This is a genomic window from Demequina sp. NBRC 110053 (genome assembly GCF_002090095.1).
In the GTDB taxonomy this organism is placed as follows: domain Bacteria; phylum Actinomycetota; class Actinomycetes; order Actinomycetales; family Demequinaceae; genus Demequina.
Genome location: NZ_BBRJ01000002.1, coordinates 879473 through 900615 on the forward strand (window position 1 = coordinate 879473; position 21143 = coordinate 900615).

Consider the following 21143-nt stretch of genomic DNA (forward strand, 5'->3'; position numbering starts at 1 on the left):
CGTGACGCGCGAAGCGCGTGAGCCAGGCGGACTGCCTGGAACGTAGCGAGGGCGGGACTTGAACCCGCGACCCCACGATTATGAGTCGTGTGCTCTAACCAACTGAGCTACCCCGCCGCGAGAATGGGACCGCCGCCGGCCTCGCGAGAGGTGCGGCGGCGAGCCATCCTTGGAGCCCCGACAGGGAATCGAACCCTGGACCTTTTCCTTACCATGGAAACGCTCTGCCGACTGAGCTATCGGGGCCAGCCGGACAAGAGTACACGCCGCGAGCGCCCGTTGTGAAATCGGGCAGCGGCCGCTGTCGGTGGCTCCCTCTAGGGTGAGGAACGTGACTGCAGACCTTCCCTCGACGGTGACGGCGGCGCAGGCCAGGCGCATCTTCCTGAGCGCTCAGGGGCTCTCGCGGCGGCGTCCTGCGCGACGAGCGCGCCCGACCGATTTCGCGGCGTACCTCGCGTTCCAGGGCGTGCTGCAGCTCGACACCGTCAACGTCCTCGCGCGGGCGCATTACCTGCCGCTGTTCTCACGCTACGGGCCGTACCCCATGGCAGAGCTCGACGCATTCCTGTGGGGCGACCCCCAGGGCCACTCGCCTCACGCCTTCGAGCACTGGGGACACGAGGCGTCCGTCATGCCCGTCGACGTCCTCCCGCTCATGCATCACCGCATGCAGGGACCATCGTTCCTCAACTGGAAGGCGCGCACACGCACCCGCCTGGAGCGCGAGAGGCCGGGCCTGGTCGACCAGGTGCGCGCCGTCGTCGAGGCCTCGGGCCCGCTGGTCGGCGCGGACGTCGAGCACCTCTCGCCCCGCGACGGGCCCAAGGGGCCCTGGTGGGACACGAGCCACACCAAGGACGCGCTCGAGTACCTGTTCATCTCCGGCATGGTCGCCGCATCGCGGCGCGGACACTTCGCGCGAACCTACGACGCGTGTGAGCGCGCATGGGGCATGCAGCCGGCCGATGCTGGCGCGGCTCCCGGCGCGGACGGCACCCAGGCGATCGAGGGGCACCCGTGGGGCGTTCCCGCGCCCGAGGCGCGTCAGGCGCTGTTCGACCGTGCCTTGTCGGCGTGCGGCATCGGCACGGTCAAGGACCTCTGCGACCACTTCCGGCTCCGCTACCAGGCGGGCCCGCGCACGCGCGACGTGGCGGGCGGCCAGGCGTGGGCGGCGTCGGCGGTGGAGCGGGGCCTCGCGCGCTGGGTCGAGGTCGAGGGGTGGCGCGAGCCAGCGCTGCTCGCCGTGGCACCGCCGGATGAGGCGGCACCCTGGCGGCGGGTCGCGCATGATCCCGGCCGTGCGACGGGGGCCGCGCTGCTGAGCCCGTTCGATCCGGTGTGCTGGTTCCGGCCGCGCCTGGCACGCATGTTCGGCATGGACTACCGCATCGAGATCTACACGCCCGCGCCCAAGCGCGTCTACGGCTACTACTGCCTGCCGCTGCTCGTGGGCGACCAGATCCCCGCGCGGTTCGACCTCAAGGCAGATCGCAAGGCGGGCGTGCTGAGGGTCGCGGCCTCCTGGCGCGAGCCCGCGACCGCGCCCGGCGCTCGCCGCCTGCCGGACGAGCGCATCGCCGCCGCTGCGGCGGACGAGCTGACGTTGACGGCCCGCTGGCTCGGGCTCGTCGACGTCGACGTCGCCCCTGTCGGCGACCTCGCACCCGCCGTCGCGTCCGCCTTCTCTGCGGGGGCCTGAACAGAGCGGGAGCCGCGGCTCGCGGGCGCATCGGCCCACGAATATGGCCGGTTCGGGAAGCGCCACAGCCCCACGAGGGTTACGGTGACGAGTATCAGCCCGGATGCGCGCTCGCATCCGCCGACGGCAGGAGATGTCACCGATGACGAGCACGCCAGCCTCCACCCCGACCGCCGCATCCCGCCTCAACCGGCGCGTGGTCGGCATCAGCATCGGAGCCGCCCTGGGCGGGTTCCTGTTCGGGTTCGACTCGTCCGTGATCAACGGCGCCGTCGACTCGATCCAGGGAGAGTACGAGCTCTCCGATGCCTTCACCGGCTTCGCCGTCGCCTCCACCCTGCTGGGCTGCGCGGTGGGCGCGTGGTTCGCGGGCACCATCGCCAACCGCTACGGACGCATCCGCGTGATGGTGATCGCGTCGATCCTGTTCCTCGCCTCCGCGCTAGGGTCCGGTCTCGCGTTCGGCATCTGGGACCTGGTCATCTGGCGCGTGCTGGGCGGTCTCGCAGTGGGCGCCGCGTCCGTGATCGCGCCCGCGTACATCGCCGAGGTGTCCCCCTCCAAGTTCCGCGGGCGCCTGGGATCGCTGCAGCAGCTCGCGATCGTCACCGGCATCTTCACCGCCCTGCTCACCGGTCAGCTCTTCGCCGAGGCGGCGGGCGGCGCCTCGGAGGACTTCTGGTTCGGCCTCGAGGCGTGGCGCTGGATGTTCATGGCCGAGGCTCTCCCCGCAGCGATCTACGGCATTGCGGCGCTGCGCCTGCCCGAGTCCCCGCGCTACCTCGTCGGTCAGGGTAAGGATGATCAGGCCGCGGACGTGCTGCGGATGTTCACCGGCGTCGATGACGTCGACCACAAGATCCAGGAGATCGAGGAGTCCCTCCACCGCGAGGAGAAGCAGAGCCTGCGCGACCTCCGCGGCCACGCGCTCGGGCTCAAGCCCATCGTGTGGACCGGCATCCTGCTGTCGGTGTTCCAGCAGTTCGTGGGCATCAACGTCATCTTCTACTACTCGACCACGCTGTGGCAGTCGGTGGGCTTCGAGGAGAGCCAGGCCTTCCTGACCTCGACCATCACCTCGGTCACCAACATCGTCGTCACCATCGTCGCGATCATCCTCGTGGACCGCATCGGCCGGCGCCTCATGCTTCTCATCGGCTCCACCGGCATGGCGATCTCGCTTGGCATCATGGCCATCGCGTTCTCGCAGGCGATCACCGATGACGCGGGCGAGGTGACCGGCTTCAACGGCGAATGGGGCACCATCGCGATCGTGGGAGCCAACGCGTTCGTCGTGTTCTTCGGCGCCACCTGGGGCCCCGTGGTGTGGGTGCTGCTGGGCGAGATGTTCCCCAACCGCATCCGCGCATCGGCGCTTGCGGTGGCGGCAGCCGCGCAGTGGCTCGCGAACTGGGCCATCACCGTGTCGTTCCCCACCTTCGCCTCCATCGGCCTGACGTTCGCGTACGGCTTCTACGCCTCGATGGCGCTCCTGTCGCTGATCTTCGTGTTCTTCCGGGTGCCCGAGACCAAGGGCATGGAGCTCGAAGAGATGAGCAGCGACGTGTCGGTCAAGCGGGGGCACTTCGTGCGCGAGACGGCAGGCACCGCGGCTGACGAGATTCGCTGAGCGCTGGTCGTCGTGGCGCTCAGCCGCCATGCTGTGACGCCGCGCGGCTGCGACCGACCGTGAGCCACCAGCTGCGCAGCAAGGTTGCGCCGGGGCGGGGGCGAGGCGCGCAGTGGGCACGCGAAAGGCCCGCCGCATCGCGACGGGCCGTGCGTGGCAGGTGAGGGATTCGAACCCCCGAAGTCAGTGACGGCTGATTTACAGTCAGCTCCCTTTGGCCGCTCGGGCAACCTGCCATGCGCCTGGTCGAAACCGCAAGCGGCGCGCATGGAAGGATAGCAACAGAAGCGGCCCCGGCGCGAACCGGCGCTGGCCCAGGTGACCCGAGGAGGATCCCATGGCAGGAGACAGCACCTTCGACGTGGTGAGCAAGATCGACCGCCAAGAGGTCGACAACGCGCTCAACCAGGCCTACAAGGAGATCAACCAGCGTTACGACTTCCGCGGCGTGGGTGCCTCGATCGAGTTCTCGGGCGAGGCGATCCTCATGAAGGCCAACTCCCCCGAGCGCGTGAATGCGGTGCTCGACGTGCTGATCGCCAAGCTCGCCAAGCGCGGCATCTCGATGAAGTCGCTCGAGTACGGCGAGCCGGTCGCCTCGGGCAAGGAGTTCCGGCTCGTCGCCGAGCTCAAGGAGGGCATCACGCAGGAGATCGCCAAGAAGCTCGGCAAGATCATCCGCGAGGAGGGACCCAAGACCGTCAAGTCGCAGATCCAGGGCGACGAGCTCCGGGTGTCGTCGAAGTCGCGCGACGACCTGCAGAAGACCATCCAGCTCCTCAAGGGCGCGGACGTCGACGTCGACCTGCAGTTCGTGAACTTCCGCTAACGACTCACGGCGACTGCTGGTGGACCATCATCCGCCAGCCGCCGCGCGAGCGCACGTAGGTGCTCGCGAGCATGGCGTCGAAGGGGTCCTCCTCGTCGCGCTCCGCGTGCACGTGGTACGCGACCACGGCGATGCCGGCTCCTACGTCGTGCACGGTGATGTCGTCGATCCGGTAGTCCTTCCACCGTCGCGACTCGGCCATGCCGTCAATGGCGTCGTCCCTGTTCATCACGCCGAACGGGAAGACCATCACAGCCTCACCCGCGAGGACGTCGTCGTAGAACTCCCGCGCATGGCCGTTGGTCAGCGCCTCCCAGCCGTCCCGCTCCAATGCGACCAGCTGCTCTGCTTCCTGCGTTCTCATCTCTCCTACCTCCTGCTCTCCACGGCCTCCGTGAGCTTCGCCACCGCGTAGCCCCACGCCTGCGACACCTTCGGGTTGGGCGGCACCGCGATCTCGTCAGGGTTCGTCACGACGTCGAGGAGCACCGGCCCGTCCTGCGCGAAGGCCCAGGCGAGCGCATCGTCGAGGTCACTCGGGTCCTCGACGCGCCGTCCAGCGAGGCCCAGCGCGACCGCCACGGCGGCCAGGTCGGGGTTGTCGAGCTGCGTGCCGAAGGAGGCGAGCCCACCCTCCTGCTGCTCGAGCTGGACCATGCCAAGCGACGCGTTGTCGAACACGACGACCACGACCGGCAACCGGTAGGTCACGGCGGTGCGCAGGTCGCCGAGCAGCATCATGAGGCCGCCGTCGCCCGACATCGACACGACCCGACGCGAGCGGTCGAGCGCCTGGGCGCCCAGTGCCTGCGGCAAGGCGTTCGCCATCGAGCCAAGGTTGAACGATCCGATGAGCTCACGGTCGCCCCGCATCTCGAGGAACCGCGCCGACCAGGTGGTCGACATCCCGGTGTCGGCGGTGAAGACCGCATCTTCGGGTGCGTGGCGGTCGACGGCGGCCGCGAGCGCCTCGGGCCGGATGCGGTCGTCGGGGTTGTCGAAGACCGAGCGCACCTTGGCGACCACGCCCGACTCCTCATAATCGGGATCCGCGACGTTCGCCTGGCGCTCGCGCCACTCGGAGTAGTCCTCGCGCGCCGAGTCGAGGTGAGAGGTGTCATCCCGCGCCGAGAGCCGCGGCAGCAGGGCACGCAACGTGTCACCCGCGTCTCCCGCGACGGCGATGTCCACGGCGACTCGGCGCCCGATGTGGGTCGCATTCTGGTCGATCTGGATCACGGTGGCGTTGTCAGGGTAGAAGTCGCGGTAGGGAAAGTCCGTGCCGACCATGAGCAGCACGTCGCAACTCTTGAGCGCGTTGGTCGCGGCCGGATTGCCCAGCAGGCCGGTCTGCCCCACGTGATACGGGTTGTCGCCATCGAAGCCGGTCTTGCCCTTGAGCGTGACGACCATGGGCGCGGCGAGCCGCTCGGCCACGGCGAGCGTGTCCTCGCGGGCATGCTCGGCGCCGCGACCCACGAGCATCGTCACCTTGGACGCTCCCTCGAGGGCCGATGCGGCAGCGGCGAGGTCCTCCTCGCTGGGGACAGCATCGCGGCCGGGCACGGCGAAGGCGGACGGCGCGGTGCCGTCCGGCAGCTCGAGCTCGCCCACGTCGCCTGGCACGGTCAGCACCGCCACGCCGCTCTGCGCGTACGCGGCGTTGACGGCCTGCACGAGCATCTGCGGCAGCTGCTCGGGGGACGTGAGTGTCTCATTCCACACGGACACGTCCTCGAACACGCGGTCGTTCGCGACCTCCTGGAAGTAGTCGGTGCCGATCTCCGGGCTGGGCACCTGGCCGCAGATCGCGAGCACCGGGGCGTGCGACTTCTTCGCGTCGTAGAGCCCGTTGATCAGGTGCAGCGAGCCGGGACCGACGGTGCCCATCACGACGCCGATGCGCCCCGTGAGCTGCGCCTGAGCGGCTGCAGCGAAAGCACCCGCCTCCTCGTGCCGCACGCCGATCCATTCGATCCGGTCCTCGGACCTGATCGCGTCCGTGAAGGGGTTGAGGGCATCGCCGACGACGCCCCAGACCTGGGACACGCCGTGCTCAGCGAGCGCGTCGATCACGTGCTTCGCGATGGTGGTGCTCATGCGGGAGTCTCCTCGTGGGCCGCTGGTCGCCTGCCGAGGTTCCCGCCGACAGGCCTCACCTCAGGTCCAACGCGGCCGCAAGGCCAAAGGATTCCCCGTTGCCCGCGCGCAGGCGCGCCACAGACGCGCGAGTGACATGCGGGCGGGGAGCCGCGAGCTAGAAGAGCTGCCCGTTCGCCCTCGCCATGCCCTCGAGGCGCGCCACCCGCTCGTCCATGGGCGGGTGCGTGGAGAACAGCTTCGCCATGCCGGCACCCGAGAAGGGGTTCGCGATCATCATGTGCGAGACGTTCTCGAGCGGCGCGTCCTGCGGGAGCGGGCGCGCCTTCGTGCCGGCCTCGAGCTTGCGCAGCGCGCTCGCGAGCGCCATCGGGTCACCGGTGAGCGCGGCACCGTCCTCGTCCGCGTCGTACTCGCGCGTCCGGGAGATCGCCATCCTGATCAGGCTCGCGGCGATCGGCGCGAGCAGCACCATCGCGAGCATCCCGAACACGCCCAGCGGGTTGTCGCGGCTGTTTCCCCCACCGCCGAAGAAGAAGAGCATCTGCGCGATCGCGGTGATCATGCCGGCGAAGGCGGCCGCGACGGAGCCGATGAGGATGTCGCGGTTGTACACGTGCATGAGCTCGTGCCCGAGCACGCCGCGCAGCTCGCGGTCGTCGAGCAGGTGGAGGATGCCCTCGGTGCAGCAGACGGCCGCGTTGCTGGGGTTGCGGCCCGTCGCGAACGCGTTGGGCGCCTGCGTGGGAGACACATAGAGCCGAGGCATGGGCTGGTTCGCCTCGGCCGACAGCTCACGCACGATGCGGTACATCGCGGGCTGCTCGACCTCCGTGACGGGCCGGGCGTGCATGGCCTTGATCGCGAGCTTGTCGGAGTTCCAGTAGCCGTAGGCGGTGCCGATCAGGCCCAGCCCGGCGAAGATCCAGATGTACTGGCCACCGCCCACGACCGAGCCGATGCCGAGCAGCACGACCCACAGAACCACGAACAGCCCGCCGGTCTTCAGACCATTGAAGTAGCGCTTTCCCAACTCATCCCTCCGGAAGACATTCTTGCGCATGAGAAACGGGCGATGGGGCATGCCGGTTCCCGGGCTCAGCGGGTGCGAGTCTCGCGAGGGCCGACTCGCGCACGTGCCCTCGGTTCGCCACCGATGCAGCTTCACGAGGGGGGTGCGGTCCGAGAGCCCTCTCGGCGCAGAGCGCGGGTGCGGGCGCGATCGCCGGAGTCGCCCGAGATCCGACTCGGGCGAGCGTAGTGGCGGGACGCTCGAGCCGAGCCGCCCTCGTCGGCGCTCGGGCGCCAGCCGGGCGTCGAACGCACGTGAGCCGGCGCCGGATTCTCCCCGGCGCCGGCTCACGTGTGAGATCAGGCCTGCTGCTTGAGGCGGCCCAGCGCGATGTCGGTCATCTCCTCGCGCGGCACCACCTTGATGCGCTCGCGGCCGTCGGCCTCGCCCAGCGCGCGCTCGTGAGCGTCGAGCAGCTCCCAGTCGTGCCACTGGACCACGGGCACGCCGCGCTCCTTGAGCAGGTGCAGGAGGTTGTCGGGGCTGAGCTGCTCCGCCCCGGCCTTGGACTCCGCGTAGAGGCGGTCGACGTCCTCGACCAGGTTCGCGATGGTCTCCTGGGCATCGGACTTGGTGTGGCCGATGAGGCCCACGGGCCCGCGCTTGATCCAGCCGGTGGTGTAGAAGCCGGGGACGACGTCGCCGCCGTCGACCACGCGGCCGCCCTCGTTGGCGATGGTGCCCTTCGAGTGGTCGAACGGCAGGCCCTCGATCTCGGTCCCGTAGTAGCCGACCGCGCGGTAGACGGCCTGGACGGGGTAGTCGATGAACTCGCCGGTGCCCTTGACGTTGCCGTCGCCCTGGAGCTCGGTGCGCTCCATGCGCACGGCCACGACCTTGCCGTCCTCGCCCAGCACCTCGTGGGGGCTCTGGAGGAAGTGCAGGTGGATGCGGCGGGAGGCGCCGGAGGGCTCCTTGAGGGTCCAGTCCGTCAGCGTCTTGACGACCTGCTTGGTCTGCTTGTTGTTCTCCGCGGCGTCGATCGAGGCCTCGTCGAACTCGTAGTCCTCGGGGTAGACGATGACGTCGACGTCGGGAACGTGGCCCAGCTCGCGCAGCTCGAGCGGCGAGAACTTCACCTGGGCGGGACCCCTGCGGCCGAACACGTGGACGTCCGTGACGGGCGAGGCCGACAGGCCCTCGAGCACGTTGTCGGGGATCTCCGTGACGGCGATGTCCTTGGGGTGCTTGGCGAGCACGCGCGCGATGTCGAGAGCGACGTTGCCCACGCCGAAGATCGCGATCTCCTTGGCGTCGAGCGGCCACGTGCGAGGCACGTCGGGGTGGCCGTCGAACCAGCTCACGAAGTCGGCCGCGCCATACGACCCCTCCAGGTCGATACCAGGGATGTTGAGATCAGAGTCCTTGAAGGCGCCGGTCGCGAAGATGACCGCGTCGTAGTGCTCCTGAAGATCCTCGAGGGTGAGGTCGGTCCCGACGTTGACGTTGGCCAGCAGGCGGATGTCGCCGCGGCCCAGGACGTTCGCGAGCGCGACGATGATCTGCTTGATGCGGGGGTGGTCGGGGGCGACGCCGTAGCGGACGAGCCCGAACGGAGCAGGGAGGCGCTCAATGATGTCGATCGACGTCGAGATGCCCGACTTGGACAGGATGTCGGCGGCGTACGTGCCAGCCGGTCCGGCGCCGATGATGGCGACGCGCAGCGGTCGTTCAGAGGTCACGAGGTTCTCACTTCGTCGGTGGGAGGCGGCGCGCCCGGCCGAACAGGCGCAACGGCACCAGAGTATAGACACACCTGCTGCGCGTATTGCATCGAGCTTCTGCGAACGGCGTCGCTCCCGGCACGCGTGGCCGCGAGGTGACCGACCCGTGAATCTTCCGTGACGCCGCGCGGCCGCGCCCGCCCCCGCGCGCAGCGCCGTGCCAGCCTGACGGCGTGACCGACACGGCATTCGCACCCGGGACTGATGGCAGTCACCGCGCGGTCAGCCCAGGCCCCGAACGAGGCAGGTCGGCCACCACCCTTCTGTGCGGGCAGGACTACGTCGCCGATGCGGCAGCGGCCATCGGGCGGGCGCGCAGCCGGGTGCGGCTCACCACGCTGACGATCGCCCGAGACGGCGCGACCGAGCGGATGATCGAGGCGCTGATCGCGGCCGCGCGGCGCGGCGTCGACGTCGCCGTCAGCGCCGACGTCTTCACGTTCGCGGACGTCGCGGGCAGCGTGCTGGGGCCCGCGACGCCCACGCCCAGGCGCCGCTCGGCCGTCGAGCTCACGCAAGAGCTCGAGGCGGCCGGGGTCCGGATGACGTGGCTGGGGTCGCCGCGCGGGCTGCTCTGGAGAGGCAGGACGCACACCAAGCTCACCGTCGTCGATGACGTCGCATGGTCGTTCGGGGGCGTGAACCTCGATGCTCCAGGCGTGCGCAACGTCGACTACATGGTGCGCGTCGAGGACGCGCGTACGGCCGATGCGCTGGCCGGGCTGCACGATCGCATCACCCAGGAAGGCTTCAGCCGGGCCGCGTCGACGAGCGTCGATGTCGCCGCCGGCAGGCTGCTGATCGACGGCGGACGCCCCGGCGACTCCGCGATCTATCGGGCAGCAGTGGCGTGGGCCGCGCGGGCGGAGCGGGTGCTGCACGTGTCCCAGTACTGCCCGACCGGGCCGCTGGGGCGGCTGCTCGCGGCGCGGGGCGACCTGTGGTTCAACGCGCCGCACCGCGCCTCCCCCGCCAACGGCGCCCTGATCGCATCCTCGATGCTCGCCACCGGACATCGCTCGCGCTATCGCCGGCGGCGGTACCTGCATGCCAAGGCGCTGGTGTTCACCATGCCCGATGGCTTGCGGGTGGCGCTCACGGGCTCGCACAACTTCGTGGCCGCCGGGGTGCGGCTCGGCACGCGGGAGATCGCGCTCGAGACGCACGACCCGACGCTCATCGACCAGATCGAGAGCTTTCACCGCACCGAGGTGGCGCAGAAGCGAGAGCCAGCCCACGCATCGGCCCTGCGCAGCACCCCCCACTCTCACGAGCGAATGGGGCCCCATTCGCTCGTCAAGGCCCCCTAAGTGACCGAGTTGGGCCCCATTCGCCGGGAAAGGGAGGGGTACCGCTCCCGCCGGGTCCTATGAGAGACTTGCACGCATGGCCCACTCGCAGAACGCCCGCGCATCGCTGATGTGCTGCGTCTGCTGTGCCATGTGTCTGTCGGCCTGACCGCCCACGGATACGTCCCACGTAGCCCCTGGGCGCTCGGCCACCGAGCGCGAACCAGCCGCGCTCACCTGGCCGAAAGCCCTCCCGACATGTCGAGGAGTCCTCGGTGACCGACACCGATGCCACCACTGCGGAGACCCGCACGCCTCAGGAGATCGCTGAGGCCGAGGAGCGCCGCCGCCACCGCGAGGAGGCGCGCGCCATCCGCACCCGCGAGGCCGCCGCGCGCCGCAACACCGCGTCCAAGGACGGCCAGTGGGCCGCCGGCGACCGCACGCCGCTGAACCCGAACGAGGAGATGAAGGCAGCGGGCGACCCGCTCGAGGTGCGCCAGCGCATCGAGTCGATGTACTCCAAGTGGGGCTTCTGGTCGATCCCTCCGGGCGACCTGCGCGGCCGCTTCCGCTGGTGGGGCCTGTACACGCAGCGTCGGCAGGGCATCGACGGCGGCAAGACCGCCGTGCTCGAGCCCCACGAGCTCGACGACGAGTACTTCATGCTGCGCATCCGCTCCGACGGCGGGCAGCTGTCGGTGGCGCAGGCGCGCGAGATCGGGCTCATCTCCCGCGACCTCGCGCGCGACACCGCCGACGTCTCCGACCGCCAGAACATCCAGCTGCACTGGATTCGCATCGAGGACGTCCCTGAGATCTTCCGCCGCGTCGAGGAGGTGGGACTGCTGTGCACCGAGGCGTGCGGCGACGTCCCCCGCGTGATCCTCGGCTCGCCCGTGGCGGGCGTGTCCAAGGACGAGCTGATCGACCCGACGCCGCAGATCCGCGAGATCATGGACAAGTACATCGGCTCGCCGGAGTTCTCGAACCTGCCGCGCAAGTTCAAGACCGCCTTCACCGGCCAGCCCGTCCCCGACATCCTGCACGAGGTGCAGGACATCGCCTTCTGCGCGGTCGAGCACCCCGAGCTCGGCGTCGGCTACGACCTGTGGGTGGGCGGCGGCCTGTCCGTCAACCCGTTCCTGGGCCACCGCCTGGGCGTGTTCGTCAAGCCAGAGATCGCGCACGAGGTCTGGAAGGGCGTCGTGTCGATTTTCCGCGACCACGGCTACCGCCGACTGCGCACCCGCGCCCGGCTCAAGTTCGTCCTCAAGGCGTGGGGCCCCGAGAAGTTCCTCGAGGTGCTCGAGAAGGACTACCTGGGCTACGAGCTGCCCAAGGGCCCGGCTCCCCGGCAGGCCGAGCGCGGCGACCGCGGCGACCACGTGGGAATCCACGAGCAGAAGGACGGCAGGTGGTACGTGGGCGTGGCCCCCGTGGCCGGCCGCGTCTCGGGCGAGAAGCTGCTCGAGATCGCGCGCATCGCGGAGTCCGTGGGCTCCGACAGGATCCGTCTCACGCCGCTCCAGAAGATCCTCGTGCTCGACATCCCCGAGGACCGCGTGAGCGAGGTCGTCAACGGCCTGCGCGCGCTCGAGCTCGAGTCCGAGCCCGGCGAGTTCCATCGCAACGTGATCGCGTGCACGGGCATCGAGTACTGCAAGCTCGCGATCGTCGAGACCAAGGCGACCGCACGCGAGGTGGTCAAGGTGCTCGACGAGAAGTTCCCCACGCTCGACAGCCCCATCACCGTCCACGTCAACGGCTGCCCGAACTCGTGCGCACGCGTGCAGATCGCGGACATCGGCTTCAAGGGCCAGCTCGTGCTGGACGAGGAGTCGGGCGAGCAGGTGCCAGGCTTCCAGGTCCACCTGGGCGGGCGCCTGGGCCGCGGCGACGACAACGACTTCGGACGCAAGATCCGCGGCCACAAGGTCACCCAGCTCGGGATGCCCGAGTACGTCGAGCGCGTGACGACCAACTACCTCGCGGACCGTACGGGGCCCGAGGAGGCCTTCGCCGATTGGGCCTTCCGCGCGGAGGAGGAGCTGATCCGATGACGATTCCATCGCTGCCGGGCAGCCTGGCCCTGACGGCGCTCAACCCGAGCGAGTGGAACGCCGAGACCTGCGCGCAGGCGAACTCGCTGCTCGAGACGGCCTCAGCGGAGCACGTTGCGGACTGGGCGGTCGCCACCTTCGGCAGGAGCCTGGGCGTCGCCGCCTCGATGCAGGACACGATCCTGCCGCACCTCTTCGGCACCCGGCTCGAGGGCGTCGACGTGCTGTTCCTCGAGACCGGCTACCACTTTCCCGAGACCGTCGCGACGCGCGACGAGGCGGCTCGCGCCTTCCCCATCACCGTCGTCGACGTGACGCCCCGCCAGACCGTCGCCGAGCAGGACGCGGAGTTCGGCAAGGACCTGTTCGCGCGCGACCCCAACCTGTGCTGCTTCATGCGCAAGGTGGATCCTCTCGCGAACGCCCTGACCCACTACGACGCGTGGGTCACCGGCGCTCGCCGCGTGGACGCCGTCACCCGCTCCGAGATGCCCGTGGTCAGCTGGGACGCCAAGCACGGCCTGGTGAAGATCAACCCGCTCGCGCTGTGGGACGACGAGGACGTGGAGCGCTACCAGGTGGACCACGACCTGCCTCGCAACCCGCTGGTCGCCCAGGGGTACCCGAGCATCGGCTGCGCGCCGTGCACGCGCAAGGTGCTGCCCGGCGAGGACGCACGCGCAGGGCGCTGGGCCGGCCAGGGCAAGACGGAGTGCGGCATCCACACAGGCTGATGTCCCTGGTGGGAGCACGGTCTCGAGATTTCTGTGGCGAGATGCTGGACATCTCAGACAGGTGACGCCCAGGATGGGTGTCGAGGGCATCGACCCTTGCGCCCCAGGGCCTGGCGTGGCCCTGAGTCCGTCGAAGACGCCGAACCCGTGACCCCTGTGAAGGGGGTCATGTCCCGCACTGACGAACGCGGGTCGCGAGCGTCTCGCTCCGGCCCACCGCCGCACGGAGCGAAACATGACTGCACCAGGTTCTTCCGCACCCACCGCACGCCTGAGATCCCTCCCCGAGCGAGAGCACGGCGAGAGGCCCAGCCCGCTGATGTTCCTCACCGTGGGCGCCGCCGGGCTCGGCGCGCTCTTCTACTCGCTGTTCCTGCTCGACCCCGACCACCGCGGGGACCCGCTGCCCTACGCGCTGGTGATCGTCACTGAGCTGATCCTGATCCTGCAGGCCTTCCTGGGGATGTGGACCATCCTGTCCGGAGGGCAGGATGCGCGCGACAGCACGTACTTCCACGAGCGAGACCGGCTCTACTCACCCGAGCGCTCGCGCCATGGGCTGCCGCCGCAGCTGTGGGACACCCACGTGGCCGGCCGGAGGGTCACGGTCGACGTGTTCATCACCACGTGCGGCGAGGATCCCGAGGTGATCAGACGCACGGTGCGCGCTGCCATGCACCTGCATGGGCGGCACCGCACCTGGGTGCTCGACGACGGCAGGTCCGACGCCGTGCGGGACGTCGCCGCCGGGGAGGGGGCGCGCTACGTCCGCCGCCTCAGCTCCGGCGGGGCCAAGGCCGGCAACATCAATCACGCGCTCACGCTCGCCAAGGGAGAGTTCTTCGCGGTGTTCGACGCCGACTTCGTGCCGCGCCCGGAGTTCATCGAGGAGACCCTGCCTCACTTCCACGACCCGGACCTCGCGTTCGTGCAGACCCCGCAGGCCTACGACAACCTCGACACCGTCATCGCCCGTGGCGCCGGGTTCATGCAGGCCGTGTTCTACCGGTTCATCCAGCCCGGTCGGAACCGCTTCAACGCGGCGTTCTGCGTGGGCACCAACGTGATCTACCGCCGCGCGGCCGTCGAGGACGTGGGCGGCATCTACACCGACTCGAAGTCCGAGGACGTGTGGACCTCGCTGATGCTCCATGAGAACGGCTGGCGGACGCTCTTCGTCCCCGACGTGCTCGCCGTCGGCGAGGCGCCCGACACCATCGAGGCGTACTCGAAGCAGCAGCTGAGGTGGGCGACAGGCGGATTCGAGATCCTCCTCACCCACAACCCGCTGAGCCCTCGCCGCCGGCTCACCGCCGAGCAGCGGATCCAGTACCTCGTCACGTCGACGTTCTACCTCACCGGCATCGTGCCGCTGATCCTGCTCGTGGTCCCACCGCTGCAGATCTACTTCGACCTCGCGCCGATGACCGTCGAGGCGTCGCCGCTGACGTGGCTGCTCTACTACGCAGGGTTCTACGCGATCCAGGTGCTGCTCGCGTGGCACACCATGGGCACCTTCCGCTGGGAGACGCTCACGCTCGCCGCAGTGTCCTTCCCGATCTACGTCAAGGCGCTGGTCAACGCCATCCGGCGCAAGGACGTGGGCTGGCAGGCCACGGGCACCGCTCGCGGCCGCTCGCCGTTCGACTTCATCGTCCCGCAGATGCTGGTCACGCTGTTCCTCGCGCTGACGTCCGTGGTCGGAATCCTCAAGGATCTCGATGCCGGCGCGCTGTCGCTCGCGACGGCCTGGAACGTGACCAACACCATGGTGCTCCTGCTGTTCGTGGTGACGGCGTGGCGCGAGTCGCGGGCGCGGCGGCGTGGCGACAGCGGTGCCGATGCGGTCGTCACCTCCCAGCCGCAGCGCACCGTCGTGGCGCGCCCCGATCCGGTCGGGGCGCAACCGTCCTGGGCGCGCGTGCGGGGCGCGTCATGAGCGCGACCACGTGGCTCCGTGTGAGCCTGGGGACGATCCTGGTGCTCGTGCTGGTGGCCGGGCTGCTCTACCTCTACACCGAGCGCATCTCCCACGCGGACAGCGAGGCCGCAGGCATCTCGGCCGACCTGCTGCCGGTCGGCACGGAGTACGGCGGGCTGGTGCTCGAGCAGCACGTCGAGGTGGGCGACACCGTCGCGGCAGGCGACGTGCTGCTCACGATCGACTCGAGCCAGCTGGAGGACGAGCTCGCGTCGCAGGTGCAGATCCTCGAGGCGCAGTACGAGGCGGACCTCGCGGTCGCGGAGATGGAGGCGCAGGGCCCTGAGCCGTCCGCATCGCCCGCGCCCGAGCCGCCCGTGCTGCCCGAGGTGACGCGACAGTGGCAGGTGGTCGCGGCCGCCAACGGCACCGTCGCCGACATCCCGATCGCCCAAGGCGGGTACGTGGGCTCCGGTGGCATCGTCGCGGAGATGTTCGCCGCGGAGTCGCTGTTCGTCGACGCGACGTTTCGCGTGGACGGCGACGACCTGCCCGCGATCTCGGAGGGCGCCGCCGCCGTCATCACGCTGCCCGATGACACGACCCTCGACGGCTCGGTCGAGACCATCCGGTTCGCGCAGGACGAGCTCGGCACCGTCATGGTGCTCGAGGTGGCCTCGAGCGAGCTCGAGGCGATGGACCCTGCTGGCGCGGCGACCCCGGGCACCCCCGTGCACGCCACGGTCGAGATCTCGCCGTCGGGACCGCTCGCCGACCTGCGCCGAGCGGCCGACAGCGCGATCGCGGGCATCGGCCAGTGACCCGCGCGCGGGTCGCCAAGGCCGCCGTGGCCGCCGCCGCGGCGACCGCGATCGTGGGGCTCGCCGCCTGCACAGGCGGCGATGCCGCGCAGTCGTCCCCGCGCGAGCCAACGCTCTCGGCCGGCGCATCGGTGAGTGCTCCGACGGGTGGGCTTGCCGACCCGGAGGGCGCGGCAGCCATGCTGCCTGCGATCGACGCCCAGCCGCCGACGACCCTCCACGTCGCGGACGGGATCCCACCCCCGACCAACCGCTGGTACTCGGCGCTCGCCTTCGGCGAGCAGGCGAATCCGGCATTCGCCGAGCCCCTGATGATCACGGCCCGCGACGGCGGGCTCGTGGTGGGCCTGCCCACCATCAGCGGAAGCGCCGACGCGATCACCGCGACACCCGGACCGACGCTTCAGATTCATGTCGAGGGCGGCGTTGGCAGGCCCGTCGTCAGCCGCGCAGATCCGGTGGGCGTGGGACTCACTGCGCGTGACGGGGACGGCGCGGATCTGGTCGAGTACTCCGCTGCCGCTGGCTGGCCAGCGATCGGGCTGACCGGCCTCGCGGATGCGACGGTGCTGGTGTCCGCTCCCCTCGAGCGTGCCAGCGGCGGTGCGTGGGTGGCCACGATCGACGGCTCCCGTTTCGTGGTGGTGGTCGACCGCGCCGAGGTCTCGGACCATGCGATCGACCTGGAGCCGGGCGGCACGGCCGTCATCGGGGCGGTGCCAGAGGGAGGCGATGCAGCCGCGGTCGCGGCAGCACTCGGCGACCCCGTGGAGGCCGTCGAGGTGGCGATGGGCGTGGGCGGCATCGTCGCGACCAAGCTGACCTACGCGGACAGCGAGACGGTGCTCGCCGTGCCCGAGGGCCGCACCGATGGCCTCGAGTGCGAGCTCGGCACCTACGCGTCCGTGACCGGCGAGCTCCACGCCTGCCGCGGCCGCTCGATGCGGTGGGAGGTCCCCGCCGTCGCGGCGCCCTCGAGCGTCGACCTGTCGGGCGCGTCCGACGAGGAGATCGACGCGGTGAGGACGGCGCTCGAGTCAGATGCGATGGAGGACGCCGAGCTGCCTCCTGACACCTACTTCGGAGCGAAGGCGCTGTACCGACTGGCCACCCTGGCGATGATCGCCGACGAGCTCCGCGAGGAGCGCCTGCGGGACGAGCTGGTCGGGCGCCTGGGCGCCGCTCTCACGACGTGGTCCGAGCTCGACGGCTGCGAGACGCGCGACGAGCGCTGCTTCGAGTACGACCCCACGATGAGGGGCGTCGTGGGGCAGCAGCCGGCGTTCGGCTCGGAGCAGTTCAACGACCACCACTTCCACTACGGCTACTTCATCGCGGCCGCGGCGACAGCGGTCGCGCTCGACCCGACTCTCGAGGAAGCCATCGCGCCGGCCATCGATCTGCTCGCGGCTGACATCGCGAGCACGGCGGCCTCCGAGAGCTTCCCCGCACTGCGAGTGTTCGACCCCTTCGCCGGCCACTCGTGGGCGTCCGGCACCGCGCCCTTCGCGGCCGGCAACAACCAGGAGTCGAGCTCGGAGGCGGTGCTCGCATGGTCAGCGCTGGCATCGTGGGCCCGCACACGCGGGGATGACGGACTCGAGCGGACGGCACAGTGGATGCTCGCTCTCGAAGCCGATGCCGCCGAGCGGCTATGGGTCGCCCCTGACCTGTCCGCCTACCCAGAGTACGCGCATGAGATCGTGTCGCTGACGTGGGGCGGCGCGCGCGAGTACGCGACGTGGTTCTCGGACGAGCCGAGCGCGAAGCTCGGCATCCAGCTCATCCCCATGGCTCCGGTGCAGGCGCACCTCGCGCCCGGCGGCGACGGTTCAGGGAGCGCGCTCACGGCGCGAGTCGAGGAGGCGGGGGGCGCGACACCGGGCCTCCCCCTGGCCGACTACGTGCTCATGTACAGCGCGCTAGCGGGCCCCGACGCACGCGCGTCAGCATGGTCCGCGGCTGCGACCTGGCCCGACGAGGCGATCGACGGAGGCAACTCGCGGACGTACCTCCTCGCCTGGATCGCGGCCGCGCCGCGCTGACAGGCGAGCCGTCCATCCGCCCCAGGTGCCAGCCCCGCCCTCACTGGAGCCTGGATCCTCGCTCGCACCCGCATCGGCGCGGTGCAGTGGGCGGTGCGCGGTGACACAATGCCCAGGTGAGCGAACCCCTGAGCAGAGCGGGCCTCGCCTACGGCGCCGGCGCGTACCTGATCTGGGGGACCTTCCCGCTGCTGATGGCCGCGCTCAAGCCGGCGGGCGCGCTTGAGATCACCGCGCATCGCGCCGTGTGGTCGGTGCTCGTATGCGCCATCATCGTCGCCGCGGTGGATGCGTGGCGGCGCGTGCGGTCAGCGCTGACCAACCCGCGCACCCTCGGGATCCTCGCGCTCGCGGCGTTCTTCATCGCCATCAATTGGCTGATCTACGTGTACGCGACCGTGACCGAGCACGTGAACTCCGCGGCCCTGGGCTACTACATCAACCCGCTGTTCACGGTCGCGCTGGGCGTGGTCTTCCTGGGCGAGCGGCTGCGGCGGCTACAGGTGGTCGCCATCGGGATCGCGACCATCGCCGTGGTCGTCATCGGCGTGGGGCTGGGCGAGTTCCCGTGGATCGCGCTCGCGCTGGCGACGTCCTTCGGCCTCTATGGACTCATCAAGAAGCGCGTGGGCTCATCTGTCGACGCGCTCACGGGGCTCACCGTCGAGACGCTCGTGCTCGCTCCCGCGGCCCTCGTGGGCCTGTGGTGGATTCACGACAGCGGGAGGCAGACGTTCGCGGTGCGCGGCGCGGAGGGGCTCGGCGGCGGGCACGACCTGCTGCTGATGTCGACCGGGGTGTTCACGGCGGGGGCGCTGCTGCTGTTCGCGGCCGGCGCCCGGCGGCTCCCGCTGTACGTCACAGGACTGCTGCAGTACATCGCCCCCACACTGATGTTCATCCTCGCTGTGTGGCACTTCGGCGAGCCGATGCCCGTGTCCCGGTGGATCGGATTCTCCCTGGTGTGGGTCGCGCTGGTGGTGCTGACCGTGGACGGATGGCGGCTGGGGCGCTCGCGGCGCGGCGAGGCGCGGGTCGAGCCCGCCGAACCGGTCTGACACCGCCTCGCCACGCCGTTCAGCCGCGTTCGGGGAAGTACACCTGCCAGGTCATCTCGTCGGCACTGGGGCCGTAGCCGTAGATCAGGCCGAGCTCCGCCTGTGCGACGTCGTCGGGATCCACACCGTCGCACGCCAGCGCGAGGTGGGAGGTGTCGCCGATGTACCAGAGGCGGTCGCCGGCTTGGGTTCCGGGGATCGGGTAGAGATCGTCCTGGCCGTAGCCCAAGACCAGGCCCTCATCCTCCTCCGTGTAGTGCTGCTGCCGCGCGATGATCCGGTCATCGTCGTCGACCCAGATCAGCGCCTCGTACACCACATTGCCCTCGACCTGTCCGGCGCGTTCGAAGGACGTGCTGTTCCACCCGGTGTCCATGCGACCCTGCCATTCGACCCCCTCGTACGTCGCCTCGGGTGCGCCCAGGATGTATCCGCCTTCTCCGAAGTCGAACTCGATCCCGGCCTCCTCGACGTCGAAGTATCGGCCGGTGTGGCGCTCGAGCCGTGTGGGCTCCGAGATGAGCTCCGCTGGGACCGGCGCTGAGCACCGGAAGATGGCGGACTCCGGGCCCTCCAGGTAGGGCTCCGCAACGAAGCCTTCCGGCTCAGGGGCGCCGCCGCTGGCGCCTGCTGCACTGATCGGCACCGGCACCCCGCACGCCGCCTCGTAGGTCTGCGTCGCGTCGTAGTGCGAGGTGATCTCGTAGGTCTCGCCGTCGGTGGCGGTCGCACGTATGGAGGCGCTCACCAGGCCGTCGTATTCGGCGATGGTCGCGCCCGGCTCTCCGCGACCGATCCTCACGGCCTCCTCCGTGCCGTCGGCGTACCGCACCACGGTCTCGACCACGGCATCGGCCCCGGCCACGGCAGGTCCGAGCCCCGTGCCCCCGAAGCCCAGCGTCGCCGTGTGGACCTCCATCAGCCGCTGCGGGTCGACCCACTCCGGAGCCGACTCGGGCGCGACCGTGGTCCACTCGTAGCCCAGCCCGGGGCCCTCAGGGCCGGCGAGATAGGCGGTGCCGCCCGCGCTTCCGTCCGTGCTGAAGTCGATGGCGAGATGCGACCACGGCATGGTCGCAGCGTGCTCTGGATTCATGCGATGGACGTAGTCGGGGACGTCCGGGTCCCCGGGCTCGGCCCGGGTGCCATCCGGGAACACCCATACCGCCTCGCCCGTGTCGTAGTTCTCGTAGAGGCGGCCGGCGTAACCAGCCGGGCCCCACGCCTCGGCGTTGGGCGCCGGGTACGTGTCGAGGTAGCACCACGCCGGGGCCCCGGCGGCGGGGCTCGGCAGGACGACCGGCTCGACGGTCGCCGCAGAGGGAGCGGTCGACGACTCCGCGGCCACGGTCGACGGCGCCAGAGCTCCACCGTCGTCACGCAGGGTCGGCATCGCGACGGCCGCGACAGCGATGGCCGTGCACGCTGCGGCGGCCCCGGCCACCGAGGCTGCCGCACGCCCGCGCCTGCGCCTCCGGATCTCCCGGAGCGCCGTCGTCGGCACGCCCGCAGCCGCGCCATCGAGCGCGCGCGCGTGCCCGTCGAAGGCATCGTGAATGACGTCTCGCAACTCTCGCATCACTGTCCCCTGCCCTTCGCCGCGACCACATCGATGGTCATCGGCTCCTCTTCCCAGTCCTCGGTCACATCCAGCAGCGGGGCCAGGCGCGCCGTCGCGTCGTACAGGTAGCGCTTGACCGACCCCTGCGCGAGCCCCAGCCGGTCCGCGATCTGCGGCACCGTGAGATCATCGAAGAAGCGCAGCACCACGCAGACCTGCTCCCGGGGTGCCAGCTCGCGCAGTGCCCGGCGCACGTCGAGGCCCGCCTCCAGATCGGGTCGCGCAGGCTCGCGCTCGAAGGAGCGGTCCATCGCACGACGCCGGCTCGCGGCGCTCCGGGCACGATCGATGACGATGCTGGGCATGGCTGATCGCACATAGGCTTCTGCCTCGCCCACCGACTCCAGGCGGCGTCGCTTGGAGAACACCTTCACCAGCGCATCGTGCACCAGGTCCTCGGCGTCGCCGTCGCGCCCCACCAGCAGCGCGGCGTAGGCGGTCAGGCGCGGCCCCCGCTCACGGACCAGCTGCTCGACCAGCGGCTGCCACGACACCATCGTCTCTCCCCTTGCTTCGTTGCTCTACCCCCCT

General features: G+C 70.2%; 16 protein-coding genes and 3 tRNA genes. 10 read left to right on the forward strand and 9 right to left on the reverse strand.

Translation table 11 applies throughout. The annotated features are described in order from the left end of the window. Positions 1 to 43: 43 nt before the first annotated feature. A tRNA-Met gene (locus tag B7K22_RS04150) sits at positions 44 to 117 on the reverse strand. Positions 118 to 170: 53 nt separating this feature from the next. Next, positions 171 to 246: transfer RNA gene (locus B7K22_RS04155), tRNA-Thr, on the reverse strand. Positions 247 to 331: 85 nt separating this feature from the next. On the opposite strand from B7K22_RS04155, the gene B7K22_RS04160 reads away from it, so the two are divergent. Then, positions 332 to 1705, forward strand: coding sequence for a winged helix-turn-helix domain-containing protein (locus tag B7K22_RS04160; RefSeq protein WP_159448752.1), 1374 nt, complete (start codon positions 332 to 334; stop codon positions 1703 to 1705). A 142-nt stretch (positions 1706 to 1847) separates the two neighbouring features. Further along, the gene (locus tag B7K22_RS04165; protein ID WP_084038607.1) at positions 1848 to 3335 is read left to right on the forward strand and encodes a sugar porter family MFS transporter; all 1488 of its coding nucleotides are present in this window, start codon (positions 1848 to 1850) and stop codon (positions 3333 to 3335) included. A 154-nt stretch (positions 3336 to 3489) separates the two neighbouring features. On the opposite strand, the gene B7K22_RS04170 is transcribed toward B7K22_RS04165, so the two are convergent. After that, a tRNA-Tyr gene (locus tag B7K22_RS04170) sits at positions 3490 to 3571 on the reverse strand. Positions 3572 to 3672: 101 nt separating this feature from the next. Here B7K22_RS04170 and B7K22_RS04175 point away from each other — a divergent pair. Continuing rightward, positions 3673 to 4164 carry a YajQ family cyclic di-GMP-binding protein gene (locus B7K22_RS04175; RefSeq protein WP_084038609.1) on the forward strand — a complete coding sequence of 164 codons (492 nt, stop codon included), beginning with the start codon at positions 3673 to 3675 and terminating at the stop codon, positions 4162 to 4164. Positions 4165 to 4168: 4 nt separating this feature from the next. Here the strand turns inward: B7K22_RS04175 and B7K22_RS04180 are convergent, their stop codons facing one another. The 4 genes from B7K22_RS04180 to B7K22_RS04195 form a co-directional block, all read right to left on the reverse strand. Beyond that, on the reverse strand, positions 4169 to 4528 hold the full coding sequence (locus tag B7K22_RS04180; protein ID WP_084038611.1) for a DUF4440 domain-containing protein: 360 nt from the start codon (positions 4526 to 4528) through the stop codon (positions 4169 to 4171). A 5-nt stretch (positions 4529 to 4533) separates the two neighbouring features. Continuing rightward, on the reverse strand, positions 4534 to 6264 hold the full coding sequence (locus B7K22_RS04185) for a thiamine pyrophosphate-dependent enzyme (RefSeq protein WP_084038613.1): 1731 nt from the start codon (positions 6262 to 6264) through the stop codon (positions 4534 to 4536). A gap of 157 nt (positions 6265 to 6421) precedes the next feature. Continuing rightward, positions 6422 to 7297, reverse strand: coding sequence for a zinc metalloprotease HtpX (gene htpX, locus B7K22_RS04190; protein WP_234983306.1), 876 nt, complete (start codon positions 7295 to 7297; stop codon positions 6422 to 6424). Positions 7298 to 7635: 338 nt separating this feature from the next. Further along, the gene (locus tag B7K22_RS04195; protein WP_234983307.1) at positions 7636 to 9018 is read right to left on the reverse strand and encodes an FAD-dependent oxidoreductase; all 1383 of its coding nucleotides are present in this window, start codon (positions 9016 to 9018) and stop codon (positions 7636 to 7638) included. A 215-nt stretch (positions 9019 to 9233) separates the two neighbouring features. Here B7K22_RS04195 and B7K22_RS04200 point away from each other — a divergent pair, with 215 nt between their 5' ends. The 7 genes from B7K22_RS04200 to rarD all read left to right on the forward strand — a co-directional run bounded on the left by B7K22_RS04200 (position 9234) and on the right by rarD (position 18991). Next, the gene (locus tag B7K22_RS04200; RefSeq protein ID WP_159448753.1) at positions 9234 to 10370 is read left to right on the forward strand and encodes a phosphatidylserine/phosphatidylglycerophosphate/cardiolipin synthase family protein; all 1137 of its coding nucleotides are present in this window, start codon (positions 9234 to 9236) and stop codon (positions 10368 to 10370) included. Between the two features lie 254 nt (positions 10371 to 10624). Then, positions 10625 to 12412 (forward strand): nitrite/sulfite reductase, encoded by a 1788-nt coding sequence (locus B7K22_RS04205; RefSeq protein WP_304441538.1) that lies wholly within the window; start codon positions 10625 to 10627, stop codon positions 12410 to 12412. Next, positions 12409 to 13146, forward strand: coding sequence for a phosphoadenylyl-sulfate reductase (locus B7K22_RS04210; RefSeq protein WP_084038619.1), 738 nt, complete (start codon positions 12409 to 12411; stop codon positions 13144 to 13146). Before B7K22_RS04205 ends, B7K22_RS04210 begins: the two co-directional genes overlap by 4 nt. A 235-nt stretch (positions 13147 to 13381) precedes the next feature. Beyond that, positions 13382 to 15085, forward strand: coding sequence for a glycosyltransferase (locus B7K22_RS04215; RefSeq protein WP_084038621.1), 1704 nt, complete (start codon positions 13382 to 13384; stop codon positions 15083 to 15085). Next, the gene (locus B7K22_RS04220; protein ID WP_084038623.1) at positions 15082 to 15888 is read left to right on the forward strand and encodes an HlyD family efflux transporter periplasmic adaptor subunit; all 807 of its coding nucleotides are present in this window, start codon (positions 15082 to 15084) and stop codon (positions 15886 to 15888) included. The genes B7K22_RS04215 and B7K22_RS04220 overlap by 4 nt, the downstream gene beginning before the upstream one ends. Next, entirely contained in the window at positions 15885 to 17933 is a 2049-nt protein-coding gene (locus tag B7K22_RS04225) for a glycosyl hydrolase (protein ID WP_084038625.1), read from the forward strand. The genes B7K22_RS04220 and B7K22_RS04225 overlap by 4 nt, the downstream gene beginning before the upstream one ends. 116 nt (positions 17934 to 18049) lie before the next feature. Further along, on the forward strand, positions 18050 to 18991 hold the full coding sequence (gene rarD, locus B7K22_RS04230) for an EamA family transporter RarD (protein WP_084038627.1): 942 nt from the start codon (positions 18050 to 18052) through the stop codon (positions 18989 to 18991). Between the two features lie 19 nt (positions 18992 to 19010). On the opposite strand, the gene B7K22_RS04235 is transcribed toward rarD, so the two are convergent. Together B7K22_RS04235 and B7K22_RS04240 are read right to left on the reverse strand one after the other, a co-directional pair. After that, complete coding sequence (locus B7K22_RS04235) at positions 19011 to 20570, reverse strand: hypothetical protein (protein WP_084038629.1); 1560 nt, start codon at positions 20568 to 20570, stop codon at positions 19011 to 19013. Then, on the reverse strand, positions 20570 to 21109 hold the full coding sequence (locus B7K22_RS04240; protein WP_084038631.1) for a sigma-70 family RNA polymerase sigma factor: 540 nt from the start codon (positions 21107 to 21109) through the stop codon (positions 20570 to 20572). Before B7K22_RS04240 ends, B7K22_RS04235 begins: the two co-directional genes overlap by 1 nt. Positions 21110 to 21143 lie beyond the last annotated feature (34 nt).